Raw genomic sequence first — 19,989 nt, forward strand, 5'->3', positions numbered from 1 at the left:
TTGTGCTGATTGTGCCTCATTACTCACGGCGGTGCTTGGTATGGCTGTCTGGTGCTTGCGCATTATCAGGCAGCATAGCCTTGACTGTCAAATTTGCATACTGTCTATCAAGATTGTCCTCTGGACGACCAAAGGTTTTTGCCGTCCAAGTCAATACAACAATAGCACCACTCAATAGCATGATTGCCACAGAGATCGTTGCCAATAGCCATAGATGAAAATAATCTGACACTGCCTGCACATCAACGACCAGATGTCGCGACAATGCGGTGATGGCGATAAATATCAAAAACTGTACGGGCAATCGATGGGTTTTAAAATAAATCCCTATCATAGCGAGTAGCTCAAGATAAATGAACAGCATCAAAATATCTTTTAGATCCGCTGAGCCTTTTTGGACAATATAAATGAACTCTTTACCTGCCGTCCAGACCACCACCACACTGATTAAAAATAAAATAACGTAATGACAGACATCGACAAACTCTCTACCAATACCTTGTAGTCGCTCATGAATACCTACGTCTTTTTTAGCCATTTTTAGATCCTATCAACGAAGAGATGGTTGATTTGCCTGACTCTATCAATCAGGCCCCTTTATCTATCGGCAATCAGCACTCACATGGCTATTTTTTAGCTAATATCCAAGCCTGCTGATTTTTCAGCGGCTTCTACCGTCTGGCGAATGAGAGTATTAATCGTCATCGGGCCTACGCCGCCTGGCACAGGCGTATAAGCACTAGCAATGCTCTCAACGCCTGTCAGCTCGATATCGCCAACACCGCCATTGTCGGTGGGATGAAAACCTGCATCGACTACCACAGCACCTTTTTTGATCCACTCAGCTTTAATCAACTCAGGCACACCCACTGCCCCGACCACGATATCAGCACGCTTGATATGAGCGGCCAAATCTTGTGTTTTTGAGTGACACATCGTCACTGTGCAGTTGGCATTTAATAACATCATCGCCATCGGCTTACCCAAGATAGCACTACGGCCAACGACCACGGCTTCTTTACCTGATAACTCGATATCATGACGCGCCAATAAGTGCATGATGCCCTGCGGCGTGCAAGATCCATAAGCTGGCTGCTGCATCGCCATACGACCAAAGCCAAGACACGTCACGCCATCGACATCTTTTGCCAAGTCAATTTGCTCAAAGCATGCACGCTCATCGATATGCGCAGGGACGGGGTGCTGTAGCAAGATACCATGGACATCAGGGTCGTTATTGAGCTCATCAATCTTTGCCATCAGCTCTTTGGTAGTGGTAGCACTTGGCATCTCGACCCGAATAGAGTCCATGCCGACACGCTTACAGGCATTGCCTTTCATACGTACATAGGTCGCAGAGGCTGGATCATCACCAACCAATATCGTTGCAAGGCTTGGGGTACGCCCAGTCTTATCCTTGATCGTATCCACGCGCGCGCGTAGATCCTGTTCTATTTGTTTGGCAAGTGCTTTGCCGTCCAAAACGGTAGCAGGCTCTTGGGCAATAGACATAGTAACTCCAATAGAGGGTACGATATAAAAAAATAAAGACAGCGCGCGCAAGTACTTTGCATGCCTGTCTTTTGCTTCGTCAACCTTTGACTAGTCATAATATTGTACCTGTGTCCGCGGCAAAATCCTAGCGCAAGATAAAGCCAAAATATTGATACGCTTTTTAATAAGTGACTGGCAAGAGAAGAGGTATTTGTAGATAGCTCTCCTGCCGTCTTTTAAAAAACAACATGGCTGTCGTTACCCTTTTTAGAACGCTCTTTCTTAAAATAGATAACCCAAACGCGAATTTTCTAATAAATATTGGTTTGAGTCATCATCGACAGTAAGCAGTTGTTTACGTGCTAATTTTGTTAAAATAGCGTAGAATAGGCACTGCATTTTTTACATTGAGAAATGTAAACCCACCGACTCAAGGACATGATTATGAAAGATGAGAAATTACAAAAAGCCCTCGCCCGTATGGGGCTGGGTTCACGCCGTCAGATGGAAGAAGTCATCAGATCAGGCCGCGTGTCTGTCAATAATGCGCCTGCAACCATTGGTGATCGCGTGCAGCAAGGCGATGAGATACGGGTAGATGGTCGTCAGATCAAATACAACGCCGAAAACGAAAAGCGCCGCCGCGTCTTGGCATACTACAAGCCTGAAGGGGAAGTGTGCTCGGCAAAAGACCCTGAAGGTCGCCCGACTGTGTTTGAGCGCCTACCAAAGCTGACCCACGATCGCTGGGTGATGGTTGGCCGTTTGGACATCAACTCAACCGGACTGTTATTGTTTACCAACGATGGCGAGATGGCCCATCGCTTGATGCACCCCTCAAGTGAAGTCACGCGTGAATATGCGGTACGTGTCTTGGGTGAAGTCACCCCTGATATCGCTCGCAACTTGACCGCTGGTGTCATGCTAGAGGACGGCATGGCGCAGTTTGACGACATTAAAGAAGGCGGCGGTGAAGGCGTCAACAAGTGGTATCATGTCAAACTAAAAGAAGGCCGCAACCGCGAAGTGCGCCGTTTGTTTGAGTCGCAAGGCCTCAAGGTCAGCCGCCTATTGCGCACCCGCTATGGTACGATCTCACTGCCCAAAGAGCTGCGTACAGGCCGCTTTTTGGAGCTGGACAAAAAAGAGATCAACACCCTAACCGACTTAGTCAGCTTGCGCCCGCGTTATGGTACAGGTCTGCACGGCGCGGCCAAAGAAAAGCAAGAACGTATCAAAAACAAACCGCTCAAAGCGCGCCGTGCCGATAGTCGTAGCGATAAGTCGCACAGTAGCAAACCGAAAAGCAGCGGCAGCCCTGCCAGTCGCGGCACTCGGCACACTCGTGGCCGCGGCGATAAGCGTTAGTTTTATTAGGGCGTGTCCTCATTTTAAAAATGGTGATAAAAATGAGATAAATCGCCGTCAAACAAGGAAAATAGCGCAAGTAATATCGAGGTATTAGTCAGCTATTTGACACCGTTTGGCCAGATTTGGCCATTTTTAGCCCATTTAGATGGCTATCGATTGAATTGAGGACACGCCCTAGGTGTAGTTTTGCCCTACCCTTTAACGATCGTGGCTCTCAACATAGTTTTTCATCACGCGTAACGCTTGTAGATGCTGCGTCTGCGCTTGGTCCAATAACGCATCTAGACGCTGCTCGATATGGTCTAATACCTGCTGCAACAGCTCACTGGCTTCTGCTTTTTTTTCTGTTTGTGATAGGTCGGCGCTATCAATACTGACCAGATAATCATAACTGGCTAGTGTGTCAGGCAAGCGCGTGTACAGCAGCTTTTCTAACACAAACTGCGACTCGGTCACCGTCGGCGTCTTATCATCAGCCTGTTGTGTTTTTTGATAAGACTGATAGCGACTCACCTTATCGTCGATACGCTGCAGCTGGCGCAGCTGATCGTTTGGTAAGCGCCGTAGATGTTTTTTGTGTAAACGCAGATGCCGCCATGTGACCGCAGACAAGGACAAAGGCGCTTGATCATCTTGATATGTAAGCACGCCTGGGGTGATGCCGACGGCTTTATGCAGCGCTTGCCAGCCTTTTTTACCCAAATAAATGGTCGTGATGGTCGTCACGATACCGACACCAATGAGCACACTCATATATCTTACTCTTTTACCGTTATTGCGCTTAGCTTTTAATCTTTACCGTTTGATATCATCAGCGCGCGCCTTTTTGGCCGCAGCGCCAGCTGGGGTTTCAAGCGTTTGGATACCTGCCTCATCATCAGCACCGTCATCGAGGTTTTGTCCTTCATGACTGAAAACAGGCGTTTTAAAGCGTTTTTGTAGATAGCGATTGGTCGCGAGTAGCTTTTGCCCGTCTTTATGATAGGAGGCATTGAGCAAATCATCAAACTGCGCGTCAATGGTGGTGAGCACCTCAAGCAGCGCTTCTTTGCCTGTCACATTGGAGTGCTTGATTTTGGTGGTATCAGCGCGCGCACTATCGCCCATATCTAAGTCATGCAAGCGCCGATAGTCCGCCACCGCCAGCGGCACATGTCTGTCCATGAGATTTTGAATCATGATATAGGTCTCATTGACAGTGTCTTTGTCATCAATCTTACCGTCATTATTGGTATCACCATAAATGACGCGCAGCTTTTCGCCTTTTTCGTTGATCTGCGCCAGCATCGTCTTGATATCAGCCGGTAGGCTTTTTTCGGGGATATAGCCCAGCTGCGGCATCGCTTTATACTCCAGCATTTTGGGCGCGGTTATTTTTTTGATACCACGATATCCCAAGTACAACCCAGCCGCTGGTAGCACACCATACAATACAAACATGATAAACATCGCAGTCATTTGGGTCATTGGCTGATCCTTATTTTATGGCAAGTTTTTTGGCAGTTTTTTTTGGCAAAATGATTGGCAAGCACCGCGGTATCAATGAGAGCAAGTTCGCAGTCACAACCGCCGCCCTTAGCTTAGCTTTGCGTGCGGCTTTTGACATAGCGATGCGTGGAAGCAAGGCGGCTCATCACAGTGTTGTGCAATTCATCGAGCAGCTCATCAAGCTCGTAGTCAATCTCTAAAAACAAATCCGTCAGCATATCACCTGCGCTCATCTTGCCTTGTGCTGTATGGTTTTTGGTACGGTGCGGGCTAAATCGTTGCAGCTGCTCATAATGATGCAGCGCCTCAGGGATACTCTCAGAAACCAGCTTGTCGATGACGAACTGCCGCTCGTTATGCTGTTGCTGCTGCTCATCGTTGAGCTCTTGGCTCCACTCACGGTAGCGCTTTAGCTTACCATTTATTCTATCGAGTATTGCCACCGCCTCGATAGGCATGGCGTTTAAGGTGGCTTCATCGACCACATCTACAAGCTCAGTCATAATCGGACAGCGTCCATGTTTGAGATACCATAAGGTATCAGGGTCAAAAGGGGGTCTGTTGGCTGGGCGCATTTGTGCATGATTGGCCAGATAGCGGTCGGTGAGCGGTGTGGCCGCTTGCGCTGGCAGATCGTCTTGGGCTTGCCCAAATGATTGTAGCATTCTTGTCAAACTTACCACCATGACCGATCTTACCTCTCTGTTATACACGCCTCTTGTTACATACCCATTTTACAGTAAGGGGCTTTGCTTTATTGCATCGGTGCAATCAATAGCGTATCTTAACAGCTTTTTGTGATGCTGCCAGTACGCAAAATGTCAGCGCCGCTGGCACTATCCGCCCCGCTCCACACCGATTAAGCACTTAATTATGTATGCCCCTGACTTTCTTTCTGGCTTCTTACTTGGGCTATCGCTCATCATTGCGATAGGCTCGCAAAACGCCTTTGTACTCAAACAAGGGCTAAAGCGCGAGCACATCTTTTTTGTCTGTTTGTTTTGTGCCCTTAGCGATGCCATCTTGATATCAGCAGGCGTCGGCGGCTTTGGCGCCGTGACAGCACGCTATCCACACATCGTCGATGTCGCAAAATTCGCCGGTGTGGTGTTTTTGCTCGGTTATGGCTTACAAAGCCTATATGCCAGTGTGCGCCTATCACAGGCACTGACCGTCGAGGGTCAAGTGGTCAGCAGCCTAAAAAAAGCGCTGCTCCTGTGTTTTGGCTTTACATGGCTCAACCCGCACGTCTATTTAGATACATTGGTGCTCGTCGGCATGGTTTCAACAGGCGCTAGTAGCAAAGTGGTGTTTGCCGCTGGTGCCGTCAGCGCGTCTTTCTTTTTCTTTTTTGCGCTGGGCTATGGCGCGCGCTTACTCAAGCCGCTGTTTGCCAAACCAAAAGCTTGGAATGTTTTGGACGCTCTCGTCGGTATCTTGATGCTCTATCTGGCATGGCATTTGTATCAAAGCTAGTCACCAAAGATGGATGGCTCATCCTAAACAAAAAAAACCAAACCCTCACTTGAAGGTTTGGTTTTTTACAATAAACACTTATAGATAAAAACTGCTTATGAGGCTTTTTTGTGCTTTTTGGGCTGGACAAATGCCAAGTTTAAAAAGTGTTCAAGCGAGTCATCTAACACATCCAGCCACGGCTCTGGCAACTCAGGCGCTAGCGTGCCCGTCAGCGTCGAGCGGTAGGCCTTTTCTCTAAAGGTCATGATGTTCTCTGCTTTGTCCTTTTGCCACTGCTTTAGAATATCGCCTTGTTTTTCGACCGCAAACTCAGGATAGTCCGTCGCATCGGTCAAGTCACGAATGTAAGCAGCTTGAAAGTCGATGGAGTCGTCGACCGTGACGCATTTGGCATAGGTTTCCAGCCATTTTTGCTCGTCAGCCTCACGCGTTGCCAAATCCGGCAGCGCCATCTCACCCATGATGACATCACGCGCATACCAAGCTTGGGCGTCAAACATATTAAAGGTAAAGTACTGATCTTGCATGCCTAAATAGATAAGCTTGGGATTGGGCTGCCAAAAAATACCTTTATAAAGGTTGGCAGGGTACAAGCAGTTATGCGTTTGCAAACGCAGCTCATCCGGCAAGAACGGGAAATGGAACAAGTAACCGGTACACATAATGATGGCGTCAAAGCTTTGGCTGGTGCCATCAGCAAAATGCGCCACATCTCCTTCAAAATGCGTCACCAGCGGCACTTCTTTGATGCCCTCAGGCCACTCATAGCCAAGTGGCTGGCTGCGATAACTGATGGTTACTGATTTGGTGCCATACTTATAGCACTGCGTACCGATGTCTTCGGCGGAGTAACTGCTACCGACAAGTAAAATATCTTCGTTTTTAAACTCTAGGGCATCACGGAAGTCGTGAGCATGCAAGATACGGCCAGGGAAGGCTTCGAGACCTTCAAAGTACGGCATATTTGGCGTCGAAAAGTGCCCTGTCGCAACCACAACATAGTCAAACTCTTCGACTTCTTGCTCGTCGGTTTTATGGTTCATCACCGTGACGGTGAATTTTTGCGTATCATCATCGAAAGCTACCCAGCGTACTGGGCATTCAAAGCGAATATATTTTTGAATGTCTTGTTTGTCGATACGGCCCATGATGTAGTCTTTTAGGACTTCACGCGGAGGGTATGAAGGGATAGGCTCACCAAAATGCTCATCAAACGAGTAGTCTGCAAACTCCAAGCATTCTTTTGGGCCATTTGACCATAGATAGCGGTACATACTGCCGTGGACGGGCTCACCATTTCTGTCTAGACCTGTGCGCCAGCTATAGTTCCACATACCGCCAATGGCGTTTTGTTTCTCATAACAAACTATCTCAGGTAAGTCTTTTACACCTGCCAAGCGCGCTGCTTCAAAGGCACGCAACTGCGCCAAACCACTTGGACCTGCTCCTAAAATAGCAATTCTTTTCTTACTCAAGATCAACTCCTGTTAAAAATAGTGAATCACTACTATAACATACTTTCATTAATGGCGTTTTTTGCCAGCGTCTTTGGTGATTAGTCAAACAAGCGCACATACCTTTAAGCGTCAGATAAGCGGTTATACCAAGGCAGGAAACAAGGTACGCAAGCCATTGACGATGATTTCGATAGACACTGCAGCCAAGAGCATGCCCATGATGCGGCTCATGATGTTTAGTCCAGTATCGCCCAGCAGCCGGCTGATACGACCTGCCGCCATTAAGGCCAAATAGCAAAACAAGCTGATAAACAATCCAGCGATAAGAATGGCTGAGACTTGCAAAATCCCAGAGACTTGCGAAGAGTAAATGATGACGGTGGAGATACCGCCAGGACCGATCATCATCGGAATAGCGAGCGGCACAACAGCAGAGGCGGTACTTGGCGCGGCGTATTTGTCATACTCGACATCGAAGTTTTCTTGATCGGGTTTGACGGGGTTACCTTCCCCGTTCATCATGTTGAGCGCAATCAAAAACACCAAGATACCACCCGCCAACTGAAACGAGCCGATAGAAATACCCAGCAGCTTAAGCAAGGTCTCCCCTGCCACAGTAAAAAAGCTGATGGTAATAAAAATGGTCAAGCAAGCAATACGCGCCACTTTGCGCCGATTATTCATCGAATAACCGCGGGTCAAATCCAAAAACAACGTCAATGCGCTAAATGGATTGATCAGCACCAAAAAGGCTAAGATTATCTTGATTATTTCAGTGTTCACTCAGTCTCGCTTATCTGTTGCAGCAATGATGCTAAAGTCAGGTCATCACGGCACACAGCGATGACCTGTTAGGCGGCTAACCACCGCATAAGCGCCATTGTAACATAGGCAGATAAGCCAATAAAATCATTAACTTTGCTTAATTTCCCGTATTATCACTGACCATAAAATCCAGACCGATATCGAGCGCGGTGGTACTGTGCGTCAGATAACCCATTGCAATGAAATCCACCCCTGCCTGGGCGACCGCTTGCACCGTCTCAGGGGTAATACCTCCTGAGGCTTCTGTCTTGGCGCGGCCTTGGCACATAGCCACCGCTTGCGCCAAAACATCAGGCGTCATATTGTCCAGTAATACCAAGCTTGCACCTGCATCGAGTGCCTGCGCTAACTGCGCTAAGGTGTCGACTTCTACCTCAATTGGAATCAGATGACCGGCAAAGTCTTGCGCTTGCTTGATGGCAGTTGCGATATCGCCTGCAATCGCAATATGATTGTCTTTGATCAAAATCGCATCGTCCAGCCCCAAGCGATGGTTGCGCCCGCCGCCGCAGCGTACAGCGTATTTTTGTACTGTCCGTAGGCCAGGAATGGTCTTACGCGTACAGGTGATTTGCGCAGGGTATGCAGCCACACTATCGACGATCTGCCGTGTCGCGGTCGCAATACCGCTCAGGTGCGTCATAAAATTGAGCGCGGTACGCTCAGCAGTGAGCAAATGACGCGCATTACCGCGCACGGTCGCCAGCACTGTCCCCGCCTCAACCCTCTCACCATCCGCGATCTGAGCGTCAAAACCAATCTGCGTATCGACCATATCAAAGGCCAATCGCGCCAAATCCATACCGCAGATAACGCCAGCCTGGCGCGCTTTGATCTGTAGCTGCGCTTGCATATCGGCTGGGATGGTTGCTTGTGAGGTGACATCGCCGCGCCTGCCTAAATCTTCTGTGAGAGCGGTCTCTACTAATGGGCGTAGCAACACCTCATTTAATGCTGGTTCTTGTTTGCCTGTCATCGGTTATCCTTATCGTTGCGCATTTGCTTGATAAATGTGCCATCGCCAGTGATAACACCACAAATGGTAATCATATCACTGGCATCACGGTCATTTATTAGACTCAAAATGAGCATAAATATAGCGTAAAGCACCCCGCCCTGCAATAAAATAATGTCATTTAATTATTTGCGTTTGGGCAGCTTGCTATCCATGAGCAGGCTTTGTAACTCGATATCGTGCCGAAAACGATACAGCTTGGCGGGCCGGCCGCGCTGAGCGCTACTGCTCTCTCCTGTTTCCATCACTAGGTTTTGTGCCTCCAGCAAGCGGCGAAAGTTCTGCTTATGCAGGCGCACACCTGATAACGCCTCTACGCTCTGCTGTAACTGCGATAAAGTAAACACCTCGGGCATCAAACCAAAAATCAGCGGCCGATACTCTATTTTGGCTCGTAATCGAGAGATGGCGGTGGCAATCACGCGGCGATGATCGTAATACATCGGCTCGCCTATCAGCTGCGACCAGTGTTTGGGCAGCTCGGTGGACACATTGGCTAAGTAGCTTGGCGGATAGCTTGGCGCTTCAGGTATCAACCCTGCTTCATAAAGCATCTCATAGCGCAGCAGTACATGCTCGGCGACCCATTCTTTATTTTCTGGCAGCTGCTCCCGGCTGGCCGCGCTGACACCCAAGCTTGGCGGCTGTTGGCTTAGCACATGCGCTTCACCGACGCCCCAACACAGCTCAATACGCTGACGTCGCCGCTGCTGGGTGATACCGTCATCTGCCTCCTGTGCCCATGCCAATAACGCTGGCACGATAAACGAGGTAATAATAATTGGCGCGCCATCTAAGTGGTTTTCCCACGGAAAGTAATCATACCAATCTCGCCATAGCGCTTGGCTTGGTAGCTTTGGCGTCTGCGTCTCCTGCACCAGCCCTAGATAGCTGACATACACTAAAGCATGACCATCAACGTTGCGTCTATTGGTATCGACAAAGGTATAAAGCTGCTCTAAATACCCAAGTGGCTGCTGCGTCTGCTCCTCCACCCACTGGCGCACCCCTGCTTGCAACGAGCGATGCAGCGGCATCAGTGGCCCATTGGGCAATAGCTTACCTTGATCGACCGTTAGGACACGGGCGGTATGCTCGGTAATCGCAACGAGTACGGCAACCACCTCGGTGGTACCACTGCCTTGCTGATGCGCATGTGAATAAGACAACGTCATAAGTGTATTTATCATCCTCGGTAGAAAATCAAACGTAGTACACAAACAAGCTGAGTACAAAAACAAACTCAGTATACAATCAAAACAGCCGTGCTACAGCAGTCGTTAGCACCGTTTACCTACAAACAGTAACACTTCCTAGTATAGCTCGAATCTAAGACGATCACAGTCTGTCGCTGTAACACCAGTCAAGCCGCACGCCTTAATATGGTTAATTTACTTTAAAACAGGTACAGCGCTACTGGTATTTATTTTCCTTGCGTGCTGTGCCTACGCCGACAGAGGCTGCGCAAAATAAGTATCAGTAGCACGTGGCACCCAGTAGCACGTGAACATAATATCTAGCATGTCAGTTTTATTTAGGATTGACTATAGGTAGAAAAATCATAAAAAACCCTTGTTTTTATGCTCAAAATGAGCATAATTAAGACAATTTATGATTTTGCTTTAGCGAGTCATTCCAATATTACGACATATGATGTGTCACTATCGCACCAAAGGAAAGGTTGCAGCTATGAAAACTTATCCGTACGACGCCCCTATCATGAGTACCGACCAGCGCATCGCCACTCAGATGACCATCGAATACGCCAGAGCAAAGATACCTACCGAGCTGCCACGCTCTGAGCGGCTGGCAGTTGAAGAAAACATCAAGCACTTGCTAAAAGCGCATAATGCTGTACTCGTCGCTCATTATTATGTCGATCCTTTTATTCAGGATTTGGCGTTGGCGACTGGCGGCTGTGTCGGTGACTCGCTTGAGATGGCGCGCTTTGGACAAGCCCATGAGGCACAGACATTGGTAGTGGCAGGCGTGCGCTTTATGGGCGAGTCAGCAAAAATTCTAAGTATGGAAAAGACTGTCCTGATGCCTGACTTGGAGGCGGAATGCTCGCTTGATTTGGGCTGTCCTGCAGATGAGTTTGCCGCATTTTGCGACGCCCATCCTGAGCGTACCGTGGTGGTTTATGCCAATACCAGCGCCGCGGTCAAAGCGCGTGCCGACTGGGTGGTGACTTCCTCTGTCGGTATCGATATCGTCCGTCATTTACACGCGCAAGGTGAGCCTATCATTTGGGGGCCTGACCGTCATTTGGGCAAATATATCGCTCGTGAGACTGGCGCAGACATGCTGCTCTGGCAAGGTTCTTGTCTGGTGCACAATGAGTTTAAAGCGACCGAGCTGCTGCAATTAAAAGAGGAGCACCCTGACGCCAAAGTGCTGGTACATCCAGAGTCGCCTGATAGCGTGGTCGCGCTCGCTGATGTCGTCGGCTCGACCAGTAAGCTGCTCAGCTCGACCTATGAGATGGATGCCGAGACCTTTATCGTAGCGACCGATTTGGGTATCTTGCACGAGATGCAAAAACGCTCACCACACAAGCGTTTTTTGGCCGCACCGACCGCTGGTGAAAGCGCCAGCTGTAAGAGCTGCGCGTTTTGCCCGTGGATGGCGATGAATGGCCTAACAGGCATCGAGCAGTGTTTGACACAGCGAAGCGGTGAAGTCATGTTGACGCCTGAGCTGGCAGCCGCCGCCAAAAAACCTTTACAACGTATGCTGGATTTTGCCGAAGCGCAAAAGCGGCGCGTCACTGCAAGCGGTGACATTATCAAAGATCGCGCGCTCTTTGCCAATGTGGGAGCTGCCTAATATGAGTAAGGCGCATACAGCCGCTAATACAAGCACCCCTGCTAATGATACCCATGGCGTCAGACACACAGATGTGTTGATCATTGGCGCAGGTCTTGCTGGATTGAGCACGGCGCTGGCCTTACCGCAAACACTTCACGTGACGATACTAAGTAAAGCGGCGCTAGACGTTTGCTCCAGTCATTATGCCCAAGGCGGTATCGCGGCAAGTTTAGATGCCAAAGACTGCACCGCTGATCATATCGCTGATACGCTCATCGCAGGCGCAGGGCTGTGCGAGGCAAAAAACACCACAGAGATCCTAAGCTCAGGCGAGCAAGCGGTGCAATGGCTGTGCGAGCAAGGCGTACCCTTTACTCGCCTCCCAAAACAACACGCGCCAGCAGAAAAAACAGCGACATTAGACAATTTTCAATACCCCCATGAGGAAGACCTTGAGACAGCCGCCTTACAAACCAGCGACTTACACTTGACCAAAGAAGGCGGCCATGGTTGCCGGCGCGTCGCTCATGCTGATGATGCCACTGGCCGACATATTATGGAAGCCTTAGTTAAAAAAGCGCAAGCGGCGTCTAATATCACCATCCTGCCCTATCATGAAGCGTTTCATCTATTAAAAAATACTGACAATCATTGCCAAGGTGCACTTGTTTTTGATCACGTTCATCAACGACAGCTAACCTTGCATAGTCGCGCGGTGGTGCTGGCCAGTGGCGGTTTAGGGCAGTTGTTTAAACGTGCCAGCGCGCCCAATGTCTGTGTCGGTGATGGCGTGATGATGGCTTGGCAAGCAGGCTGCCGCTTGGCAAATCTGGAGTTTATCCAGTTTCATCCGACAGGTTTGGCGCTTGGTGACAGTAGTTTTTTAATCTCTGAAGCCCTACGCGGTGAAGGCGGACGGCTGTACTGCCCGCAGACAGGTAAACGCTTTATGCTAGAGGTTGATACACGCGCAGAGCTGGCACCAAGAGACATCGTCGCTCGTGCTATCGCCGAGCAAATTAGCATCAATGGACTTGGCTACGTTCATCTCGATGTCAGTCACTTACCAGCGGCATTTCTCCGAGCACACTTTCCGCAGATTTATCAGACACTATTAGACCTTGGCGTCGACATCACCACCGACCCGATCCCAGTAGCCCCCACCGCGCATTATAGCTGCGGCGGCGTGGTCACTTCTGCTAATGGCTTGACCGATGTGATAGGGCTTTATGCGGCAGGAGAAGTTGCTTATACAGGCTTGCACGGCGCTAATCGCTTGGCCAGTAACTCGCTACTTGAGTGCGTGGTGGTCGGGCGCCATATCGCCGCCGATATCCCGCGCTATCTACACGCAACTAAAAAACCAGACGCCACGTCCATTTATATTAACTCAGAGCAATCCATCTATGATATTTGGACCTCGCCGATGCTGGCAGACTATCAGCGTATTACCTTGCCATCGCCCATTGAGTACCAACGCCATACTAATGACCATCACAACGTCAGCACCAGTACAAATACTGAGATTGCTGGCATAACCACCCAATTAAAAGCGTTAATGACCTCGCATCTGGGCATCACTCGTAACGCCGAGCAGCTTGAGCAAGCGCTGGGGCAAATCTGCCAGTGGCAACAGCAGCTCGGTGGTAGAAGCTTTGATCATATAGATACTAAAAGCCAAGACCACGTTATCTATTACTATACGCTGCCCTACGTTCAATTAACTAGGCAGTTGCAGTTAGCGGCTTTGATTATGCAGTCGGCTTATCAGCGTCATGAGAGTCGCGGCGGTCATTATAGACAAGACTATCCAAACTTAGCGAGCAAACCTTTGACCAGTGTCATTGAGCCGCCCTCGCTGACCGCATTTGCTACTATTGACGATATAGACATGACAGCCCATATAACAACAGCGGATGTGCAAAAAATAACTGTACCACCTCTAGCCATGCGGGAGTCCGGTTAATATCATTCAATACCATATAGTTTATCAACTATAGTTAGGATTAAAGAAGCATTTACGCTATCATAACAATTCGGCTGTAAGCGTTGCGACATAATCCGCGACATAAAATGGTGGCATTTGGATCTTAAAGGTATGGCTTCTGATATCGTCTTTGTGATCGCGCTAATGGGGGTGGTTAGCGCGGTATGGGGAGCGCTGGCCATACCGCGCCTGCGCAGACGCCTACCGAAGATTTATCTGATCGCACGCTCATGGTGGTTTATGCTGGCGGCGCTCTTTGGCTGCTATGCAATCGCAAAGATAGCAGATCGCCATGCCGAGCTTTTGACATCCAGATACCCCTATCAATGGCTGCTTATTGGTTTTTTTGTGCTGATCGGTCTGCGCGGTGGCTACGAAATCAAACGGATATGGTGCCTACCGAGTAGAGCACGACTGATCCATAAGCTACAAAGCCGCGGCCTGCAGCCAAGCGTCACTCCCACCTCTTCTGCTGACCACACCGCTAGCCCGACCACTCCACACTACACGCATCCAACGGGTTTAGATGGGTTATTGAGCATGGCATTTGTCGCCTTGATTGTCAGCTTGATTACCCTCCAGCAGCTGACGTGGCAACGCGAGCAGTATGGTGTCTTATTGTTTGTATTATTTGCCAGTCAATTTAACGATATCGCACAGTATCTATGCGGTCGCCTACTTGGTCATCGTCTGTTTTCACGTGGCCTAGCGCCACGCATCAGCCCCAACAAAAGCATTGAAGGCGCTATCTTTGGCAGTATGTGTGCCGCGCTACTGGCATCGCTACTGGGGGTCTGGCTGACGGAGTTTGAATGGTGGCTTTGCTTGCTAGCCGCGTATGGATTGGCAGTGAGCGGTATCGCAGGCGATCTGCTAGAGTCTGCGTTTAAACGTCAGCACGGTATCAAAGACACAGGTACCATGCTAGCAGGGCACGGCGGCGTATTGGACCGTATCGATAGCTTGCTGATTGGCGTGCCTATTTTTACCGTCCTTTATTGGCTACTGGGTTAAATAAAGCCTATTGCAAAGACAGTTTTTTTACTCATTTTTCATTACTTATTGTTTTTATCAAGCTGGCTGCGTAATACCCAGTCTAATAACGGCTTGGGCACACTGTTTAAGGTATAAACAATATAACGCATCGCTCGTGGAAATATGGCAAGCTCGGTATCATCAGCGATCGCTTGCATGACATGCTGGACGGCGGTCTGTGTACTGATGATAAATGGCTTATGACTGGCGTCACCGTCATTTAGATCACGCAGCGCTTGGGTATCGATATAGCCTGAGGCGATGCCGTTTACTTGAATATCATACGGGCGCAGTGCCAAGCGATAGGCGCTGGCCGTGGCTATCATCGCGCGTTTGCTTTTGGCATAGAGGCTGGCATAGGGATAGTCCAATGCCCCAGCGATGGAGGCAATACAGATGAGACTTGGCTTGCCATATTGCCTCATGTCAAACGATGTCGGCTGCTGTTTTAGTCGCTCACTTGCCCACCAAAACACCTGCTCAAATGCTTGTAAGTTAATCGCTAGCATGCGCGTGCTGTCTGCCGCATTGAGCGTCCGCACCCGCTCGTTGGTATAACTGCCCGCACTATAAACCAGCCGATAAAACGTGATGGCAGATAAGCGCTGCAAAAACTCATGCGTTTGGGCGCGGTCAGTCAGATCACAGCGATAGGTGATGATGTGCGGGTACTGACGATTGATCTGCGCTATTTTTTGGCGATCGTGACCCACCACACTCACATGCCAGCCCAGTTGCTGGTGATGATGTGCCAATGCCAACCCCAAACCACTGGTGCCACCGACGATGATGACGTGCGGTGCATCAGCTGTGGTAGACTTCAAGGCGTTTGATTTAAGATCTGTCATATCATCGGTTCGGCATAAATCGCGGTATTCGTATATCGTCAGTTCAAAACACCATCGTTATAAGTCTAAGCGCGCTACTGGGATAAATGTGGCGTAGCCGCTGGCGGTATAGGCATAAGCAAAGGTATAAACACAGTACACCTGTAAAACGGTAGCGCTAAAGTAGGTCAACTATAGCGCATGCTGCCGAATATAGCTGCTCGTTCGCTGATAGCCATATTGCCACTGCGCCTGCATTTGCTGCACAAAACCATCATAATCACGATGAATCAACGTTACGGTCATTTGCTTTATACTAAAGCGCTTTTGCACGCTTTGGCCTGCGAGCTGCTCGGCATTGTCAGCAAACGGCAACCAATGCAGCGGCTTGGTATGGCGATGGCTTGCCTCTCTATGATAGCCATGCACCTGTGCCAAACGAGCATTGGGATCAAAACCAAAGACACGCTTAATCGCTGGGGCAGCAAGCCAGGTATCATACCCCGCTTTGCTCTCGGCAAATACCGTTTGCCCCAGCTGACAGGCCAGCTCAACGGGCGTGAGGTTGATAACACCGCCTAAACACCAACCGAGCGCTGAAATATGGGTAGGTGGCAGATAGTACATATCGGCCATAGACGCACGTATCGCGTCTGCAAACCTCCACTGGCTCACTATCTGTACATGCGGCGGTATGCGCCCATCAGCAAACGCATGCGCAGGTGATCGTATCTTATTGTCAGCTTCGCCTTGCATGCCGGCGGCAAGCGACATCATAGTCGCCACACGCGGCGAGGCAAATAACAACTCTTGCAATACTGCTGCTGGACCCGCCGCCGTATATGAGGCAGGTGGCCACGCGCTGTCAACCCCAGAGGCTTTTTGCAGACGGCTGGCGATGATGGCAACCTCAGGTATGGCTTGCTTGGTGCTTTGAATACGCTTATGACCACAGGCACTCTTATCTCTACGCTCATTGGCCACACCAGATAGCGCATCGAGCCAATACCGCTCATCATCGATACGAAACATGGCCAATTGCTGCAGCTCTGCGAGTAGCTGCTCATAGCTGGCTGGCGATGAGCGTTGCGGTTTAGTGCTTTGCTTGCTTGCTAAGCGCCAACGCTGTATGGCCTGCGTTATATAGCGCATTTTTGATCGTCTATTTGCTTCATTTGGCCTGACATGCCTGATTGCACAAATGGCGGTATACAGCTCATGGCTATACAGCAGTGCTTGCAAGTCTTTTGGCTCAGGCGCAAGATGTACCAAATACGCCGAGAGGCTACCGCCGCAAGTACCTATGATCATATCTGGCCTCAAATCATGGGCGACCAGCGCGGCATAACTGCCCAAATAATAGGCAAAGCGCGAGCCGCCTCCCGAAAACAGCTGCACACGCTCATATGTTGTGTGCTTATTTGTCATCGAGCGGGGCGACCTTTACCGCCAGCGACACTGTAAAGATACCAAAACGATCGATACGCATGCTGATTTTTTGAAAGCCTGCCTGCCTGACCAGCTGGTCCATCTCCGCTTGTGAGCGGCAACGCATCACCCAGTCACGGCCGCGATGGTTGTTTAAGGTTTTACTGATAAACTCTTGCTCAGGGTGCCATGGTTGATTGGTATAAATCAGGTAGCCATTTGTGTTTAAGTTATCATAAATACCTGCTAATGCAGTCTCGGGTAAGCGGTTGTCAGAAAACAGCTCAAACAATCCAGAGACGATAGCGATATCAAACCCTGCATCAGATTTTGCGTTATTTGATGATGCCATGTGTAGTGATGATGCGGTGACACTATCCTCCTGCACGGCCTGCGTATAACTGGCAGGGTCAAAAGCGTCCTGCTGCCTGACCACCACTCGATCAGTGATACCTAAGCGTTCAGCTTTTGCTTGTAGCGCTTGAATATTATGTACCTCATAATCTCGCAGCTCAGCTTGGAGTCCCGTAAATTCCGTCAACAGATCAAATGCATAATAACCATGACCACTGGCGATATCTAGCAGCTTTGGTTGATGCAGCTTTGGTTGATAGCGCTTAGGGCTACTTGGTTTTTTACCTTGGGGGTTGTTGTCTTCGATAGCTGTCAGTGCGGTACGCGCCAGCTCTAATATATGCTCGCGGCGGATACGAATGCCTTGCCAGCCGATGTTATTAAGATAGAATTTATCGACCGCTTGACCAAACTTGTTTTGGCCACTAGGCTGGTTTTGATAGACATGATCGAGCGAATGCCCTGAGTCAAAGCCATGCTCAAGCCCTGTGGCAATCGCATCGCTGACATGACCAAATGTTTGCATCGCCAACCGAGTCAGCGCAAAGCTTGGATTAAATGGCTTGATGGCCAGTCGATCAACCTTGTCTTTGCTGGCGCTATGTAAATGCGCCGCCCTTAAATCCGCTGTTTGTACCGGTGTGCTAAATACCTCCTCGGCAAACGCTAGACAGTCGGCAAACACGTCGGCTTTGTTGGTCTCATGAAAGATGGCATGGTAGCTATCAGGATACAGTTGCCAGCGTTTGCTTGGACTATTGATTGCCTCATAAAATGTCCGCTCTGCTTGCTTATCCACCACATAGTCTTTGCCAGCACACAAGACAAAGGTCGGTACGGTGATGGCCTCTGCATCATCGAGCAGACGCTGACCGGTCGCGTGCGTGTCGATCAGCAGGTCGGTTGAGATGCTGCTAGAGATCAGCGGGTCGGCATTGTAGGCGTGCTGCGCGTCTTGGTCATGGGTGAGTACTTGCGCTTTGACGTAGCTGCTGACGCGTGACATCAGCCCAAGCGTACGCGCTACCTTTAGCGACGGTATGGCAAAAGGCAGATACAGACGAATCTTGAGCGCAGGTGTGCCGAGTATCATGCCGCGGATGTTGGGCGCATAATCATGCACCCACGCGGCGGCGAGCACGGCACCGATACTACTGGCGACGATTAATGTGTCGTCGATGGCGATGCCGGTTTGTCCCATCACCAGCTGAACAAAGTCATTTAAATCGCGCTCAAGCTCGGTGACGCTCTCGGCATGATCTTTGATACCGCCTGATCGGCCATTGCCGCGCGCATCCCACGCAAACACCTGATAGCCTGCCGCTGCAAACTGCTGCCCCAGCTCTGCCAGACGTCCTGAATGCTCATGACCACGGTGCAACAAAATCACTTGCCGTAAGCATTGATCGGCGTTTTTTAACTGCTCAATAGGCATCGTTAGCCAATAACGGTAATAAATCGCTGTGCCATCATACGCGTTATAGCAGCTCTCGCCTTCTATCACGGCAGCTTGTAATACTTCTGTAGCCGCGCTAGGAGAGGCTGGCATATCCTGCGCCGCTGTATCATTTATATTTATAAAATCAGAAGACATGGTCTGGGACTCCAAAGTAGTATGGACTGCGCGCGGTACAGGCGGCTGATGCTGTAGATACAATGCGGCCATATAGCGCAGACGATTGAGGCACGTTTTTAGCAGTAGTATTTCTATTAGCATAAAAAACGGACTTGCTGAGCGATGAGACAATGATATCGGTACGCTAAGGCTTTTTGCCGCCCCAAGCATGCCCAACACAAACGCACGGTCACTTTTGCCCAGCGGCCCTTGATTGGCTCGAGCGCCCACCGCAGCATCGCAGGCGATGGCTATCAGCTCAGTGCTGACACTCAGTATCATCATCCCAAAGACATGACGCTGCTGATGAGCCTGTTGGTCAATCACATTTTTAGATGGACAGCTTGGCTGAGCGCTATGAGGTAGCAAGCTGCTGATGAGCGCCGTATCGGCAATAATGTCACCTGCTTCATTGAGCACACCGCCCAGCGCAGATGCCTGTGCATGCTCACGCGCCATCATGCCATCGATGGCGTTGAGCGCCATACGCACAAACAGCGACGACGGTAGCAGCGCCCAAAGCGCCTGATGGTGAGCCGCAGGCTTGGCAATCACATAGGCCGTCCCTAGGCTGAGTATCACAGCGGATATCGTCACTTGATTGGCGCTGCATCCTGACTTAGCCAATGTATCGCTTATGGGGCGCAACTGGTCTTGAAACTGAGATTTGAGCTGATAGAGCGACATAGGGCTGACCACAGAGGTTGAGTGCCTTAATGTAGCAACAAAAGTTGATCAGGTAAAGATAAGCCAAGCATATAAAAGTACTATTCGCGGCCAGTATCGTTCTATTTTATGATGAA

Annotated in this window: 17 protein-coding genes; 5 read left to right on the forward strand and 12 right to left on the reverse strand. The window is 49.7% G+C overall.

Annotated elements, in window-relative coordinates; all coding sequences use genetic code 11:
- Positions 1-19: 19 nt before the first annotated feature.
- Both JMX98_RS04555 and folD read right to left on the reverse strand, forming a co-directional pair.
- On the reverse strand, positions 20-538 hold the full coding sequence (locus JMX98_RS04555) for a phosphate-starvation-inducible protein PsiE (RefSeq protein WP_201584953.1): 519 nt from the start codon (positions 536-538) through the stop codon (positions 20-22).
- Between the two features lie 95 nt (positions 539-633).
- Complete coding sequence (folD, locus tag JMX98_RS04560) at positions 634-1,512, reverse strand: bifunctional methylenetetrahydrofolate dehydrogenase/methenyltetrahydrofolate cyclohydrolase FolD (RefSeq protein WP_201584954.1); 879 nt, start codon at positions 1,510-1,512, stop codon at positions 634-636.
- Positions 1,513-1,938: 426 nt separating this feature from the next.
- On the opposite strand from folD, the gene rluB reads away from it, so the two are divergent.
- On the forward strand, positions 1,939-2,862 hold the full coding sequence (rluB, locus tag JMX98_RS04565; RefSeq protein WP_201584955.1) for a 23S rRNA pseudouridine(2605) synthase RluB: 924 nt from the start codon (positions 1,939-1,941) through the stop codon (positions 2,860-2,862).
- 201 nt (positions 2,863-3,063) lie between these two features.
- Here the strand turns inward: rluB and JMX98_RS04570 are convergent, their stop codons facing one another.
- The 3 genes from JMX98_RS04570 to JMX98_RS04580 form a co-directional block, all read right to left on the reverse strand.
- Positions 3,064-3,618 carry a hypothetical protein gene (locus tag JMX98_RS04570; RefSeq protein ID WP_201584957.1) on the reverse strand — a complete coding sequence of 185 codons (555 nt, stop codon included), beginning with the start codon at positions 3,616-3,618 and terminating at the stop codon, positions 3,064-3,066.
- A gap of 42 nt (positions 3,619-3,660) precedes the next feature.
- Positions 3,661-4,332, reverse strand: coding sequence for a hypothetical protein (locus JMX98_RS04575; protein WP_227680034.1), 672 nt, complete (start codon positions 4,330-4,332; stop codon positions 3,661-3,663).
- 113 nt (positions 4,333-4,445) lie between these two features.
- Positions 4,446-5,018 carry a hypothetical protein gene (locus JMX98_RS04580; RefSeq protein WP_201584959.1) on the reverse strand — a complete coding sequence of 191 codons (573 nt, stop codon included), beginning with the start codon at positions 5,016-5,018 and terminating at the stop codon, positions 4,446-4,448.
- A gap of 208 nt (positions 5,019-5,226) precedes the next feature.
- On the opposite strand from JMX98_RS04580, the gene JMX98_RS04585 reads away from it, so the two are divergent.
- Positions 5,227-5,829: a LysE/ArgO family amino acid transporter gene (locus JMX98_RS04585; RefSeq protein WP_201584961.1), complete on the forward strand. Its 603-nt coding sequence runs from the start codon at positions 5,227-5,229 to the stop codon at positions 5,827-5,829.
- Between the two features lie 95 nt (positions 5,830-5,924).
- Here JMX98_RS04585 and JMX98_RS04590 read toward each other — a convergent pair whose 3' ends face one another.
- From JMX98_RS04590 to JMX98_RS04605, 4 genes are all read right to left on the reverse strand, one after another.
- Positions 5,925-7,307: an NAD(P)-binding domain-containing protein gene (locus tag JMX98_RS04590; protein WP_105244984.1), complete on the reverse strand. Its 1,383-nt coding sequence runs from the start codon at positions 7,305-7,307 to the stop codon at positions 5,925-5,927.
- Positions 7,308-7,430: 123 nt separating this feature from the next.
- Positions 7,431-8,072: a MarC family protein gene (locus tag JMX98_RS04595; RefSeq protein WP_201584963.1), complete on the reverse strand. Its 642-nt coding sequence runs from the start codon at positions 8,070-8,072 to the stop codon at positions 7,431-7,433.
- A gap of 139 nt (positions 8,073-8,211) precedes the next feature.
- Entirely contained in the window at positions 8,212-9,090 is an 879-nt protein-coding gene (nadC, locus tag JMX98_RS04600) for a carboxylating nicotinate-nucleotide diphosphorylase (protein ID WP_201584964.1), read from the reverse strand.
- 164 nt (positions 9,091-9,254) lie between these two features.
- Positions 9,255-10,304, reverse strand: a complete 1,050-nt coding sequence (locus JMX98_RS04605; protein WP_201584965.1) for an NUDIX hydrolase — start codon at positions 10,302-10,304, stop codon at positions 9,255-9,257.
- Between the two features lie 514 nt (positions 10,305-10,818).
- Here JMX98_RS04605 and nadA point away from each other — a divergent pair.
- The 3 genes from nadA (at position 10,819) to JMX98_RS04620 (ending at position 14,941) form a co-directional block, all read left to right on the forward strand.
- A complete protein-coding gene (gene nadA / locus JMX98_RS04610) occupies positions 10,819-11,958 on the forward strand; it encodes a quinolinate synthase NadA (protein WP_201584966.1) in 1,140 nt (379 codons plus the stop codon).
- Position 11,959: 1 nt separating this feature from the next.
- Positions 11,960-13,906, forward strand: coding sequence for an L-aspartate oxidase (gene nadB / locus JMX98_RS04615; protein ID WP_201584967.1), 1,947 nt, complete (start codon positions 11,960-11,962; stop codon positions 13,904-13,906).
- Between the two features lie 132 nt (positions 13,907-14,038).
- Positions 14,039-14,941, forward strand: coding sequence for a phosphatidate cytidylyltransferase (locus JMX98_RS04620; protein WP_201584968.1), 903 nt, complete (start codon positions 14,039-14,041; stop codon positions 14,939-14,941).
- A 41-nt stretch (positions 14,942-14,982) separates the two neighbouring features.
- Here JMX98_RS04620 and JMX98_RS04625 read toward each other — a convergent pair whose 3' ends face one another.
- The 3 genes from JMX98_RS04625 to JMX98_RS04635 all read right to left on the reverse strand — a co-directional run bounded on the left by JMX98_RS04625 (position 14,983) and on the right by JMX98_RS04635 (position 19,873).
- A complete protein-coding gene (locus tag JMX98_RS04625) occupies positions 14,983-15,810 on the reverse strand; it encodes an SDR family NAD(P)-dependent oxidoreductase (protein ID WP_201584969.1) in 828 nt (275 codons plus the stop codon).
- 171 nt (positions 15,811-15,981) lie between these two features.
- Positions 15,982-17,217 (reverse strand): patatin-like phospholipase family protein, encoded by a 1,236-nt coding sequence (locus JMX98_RS04630; RefSeq protein ID WP_201584971.1) that lies wholly within the window; start codon positions 17,215-17,217, stop codon positions 15,982-15,984.
- Positions 17,207-19,873, reverse strand: coding sequence for an alpha/beta fold hydrolase (locus JMX98_RS04635; RefSeq protein WP_201584973.1), 2,667 nt, complete (start codon positions 19,871-19,873; stop codon positions 17,207-17,209). The genes JMX98_RS04630 and JMX98_RS04635 overlap by 11 nt, the downstream gene beginning before the upstream one ends.
- Between the last annotated feature and the right edge of the window lie 116 nt (positions 19,874-19,989).

It is taken from the genome of Psychrobacter sp. HII-4 (assembly GCF_904846595.1).
GTDB classification, from domain to species: Bacteria; Pseudomonadota; Gammaproteobacteria; order Pseudomonadales; family Moraxellaceae; genus Psychrobacter; species Psychrobacter celer.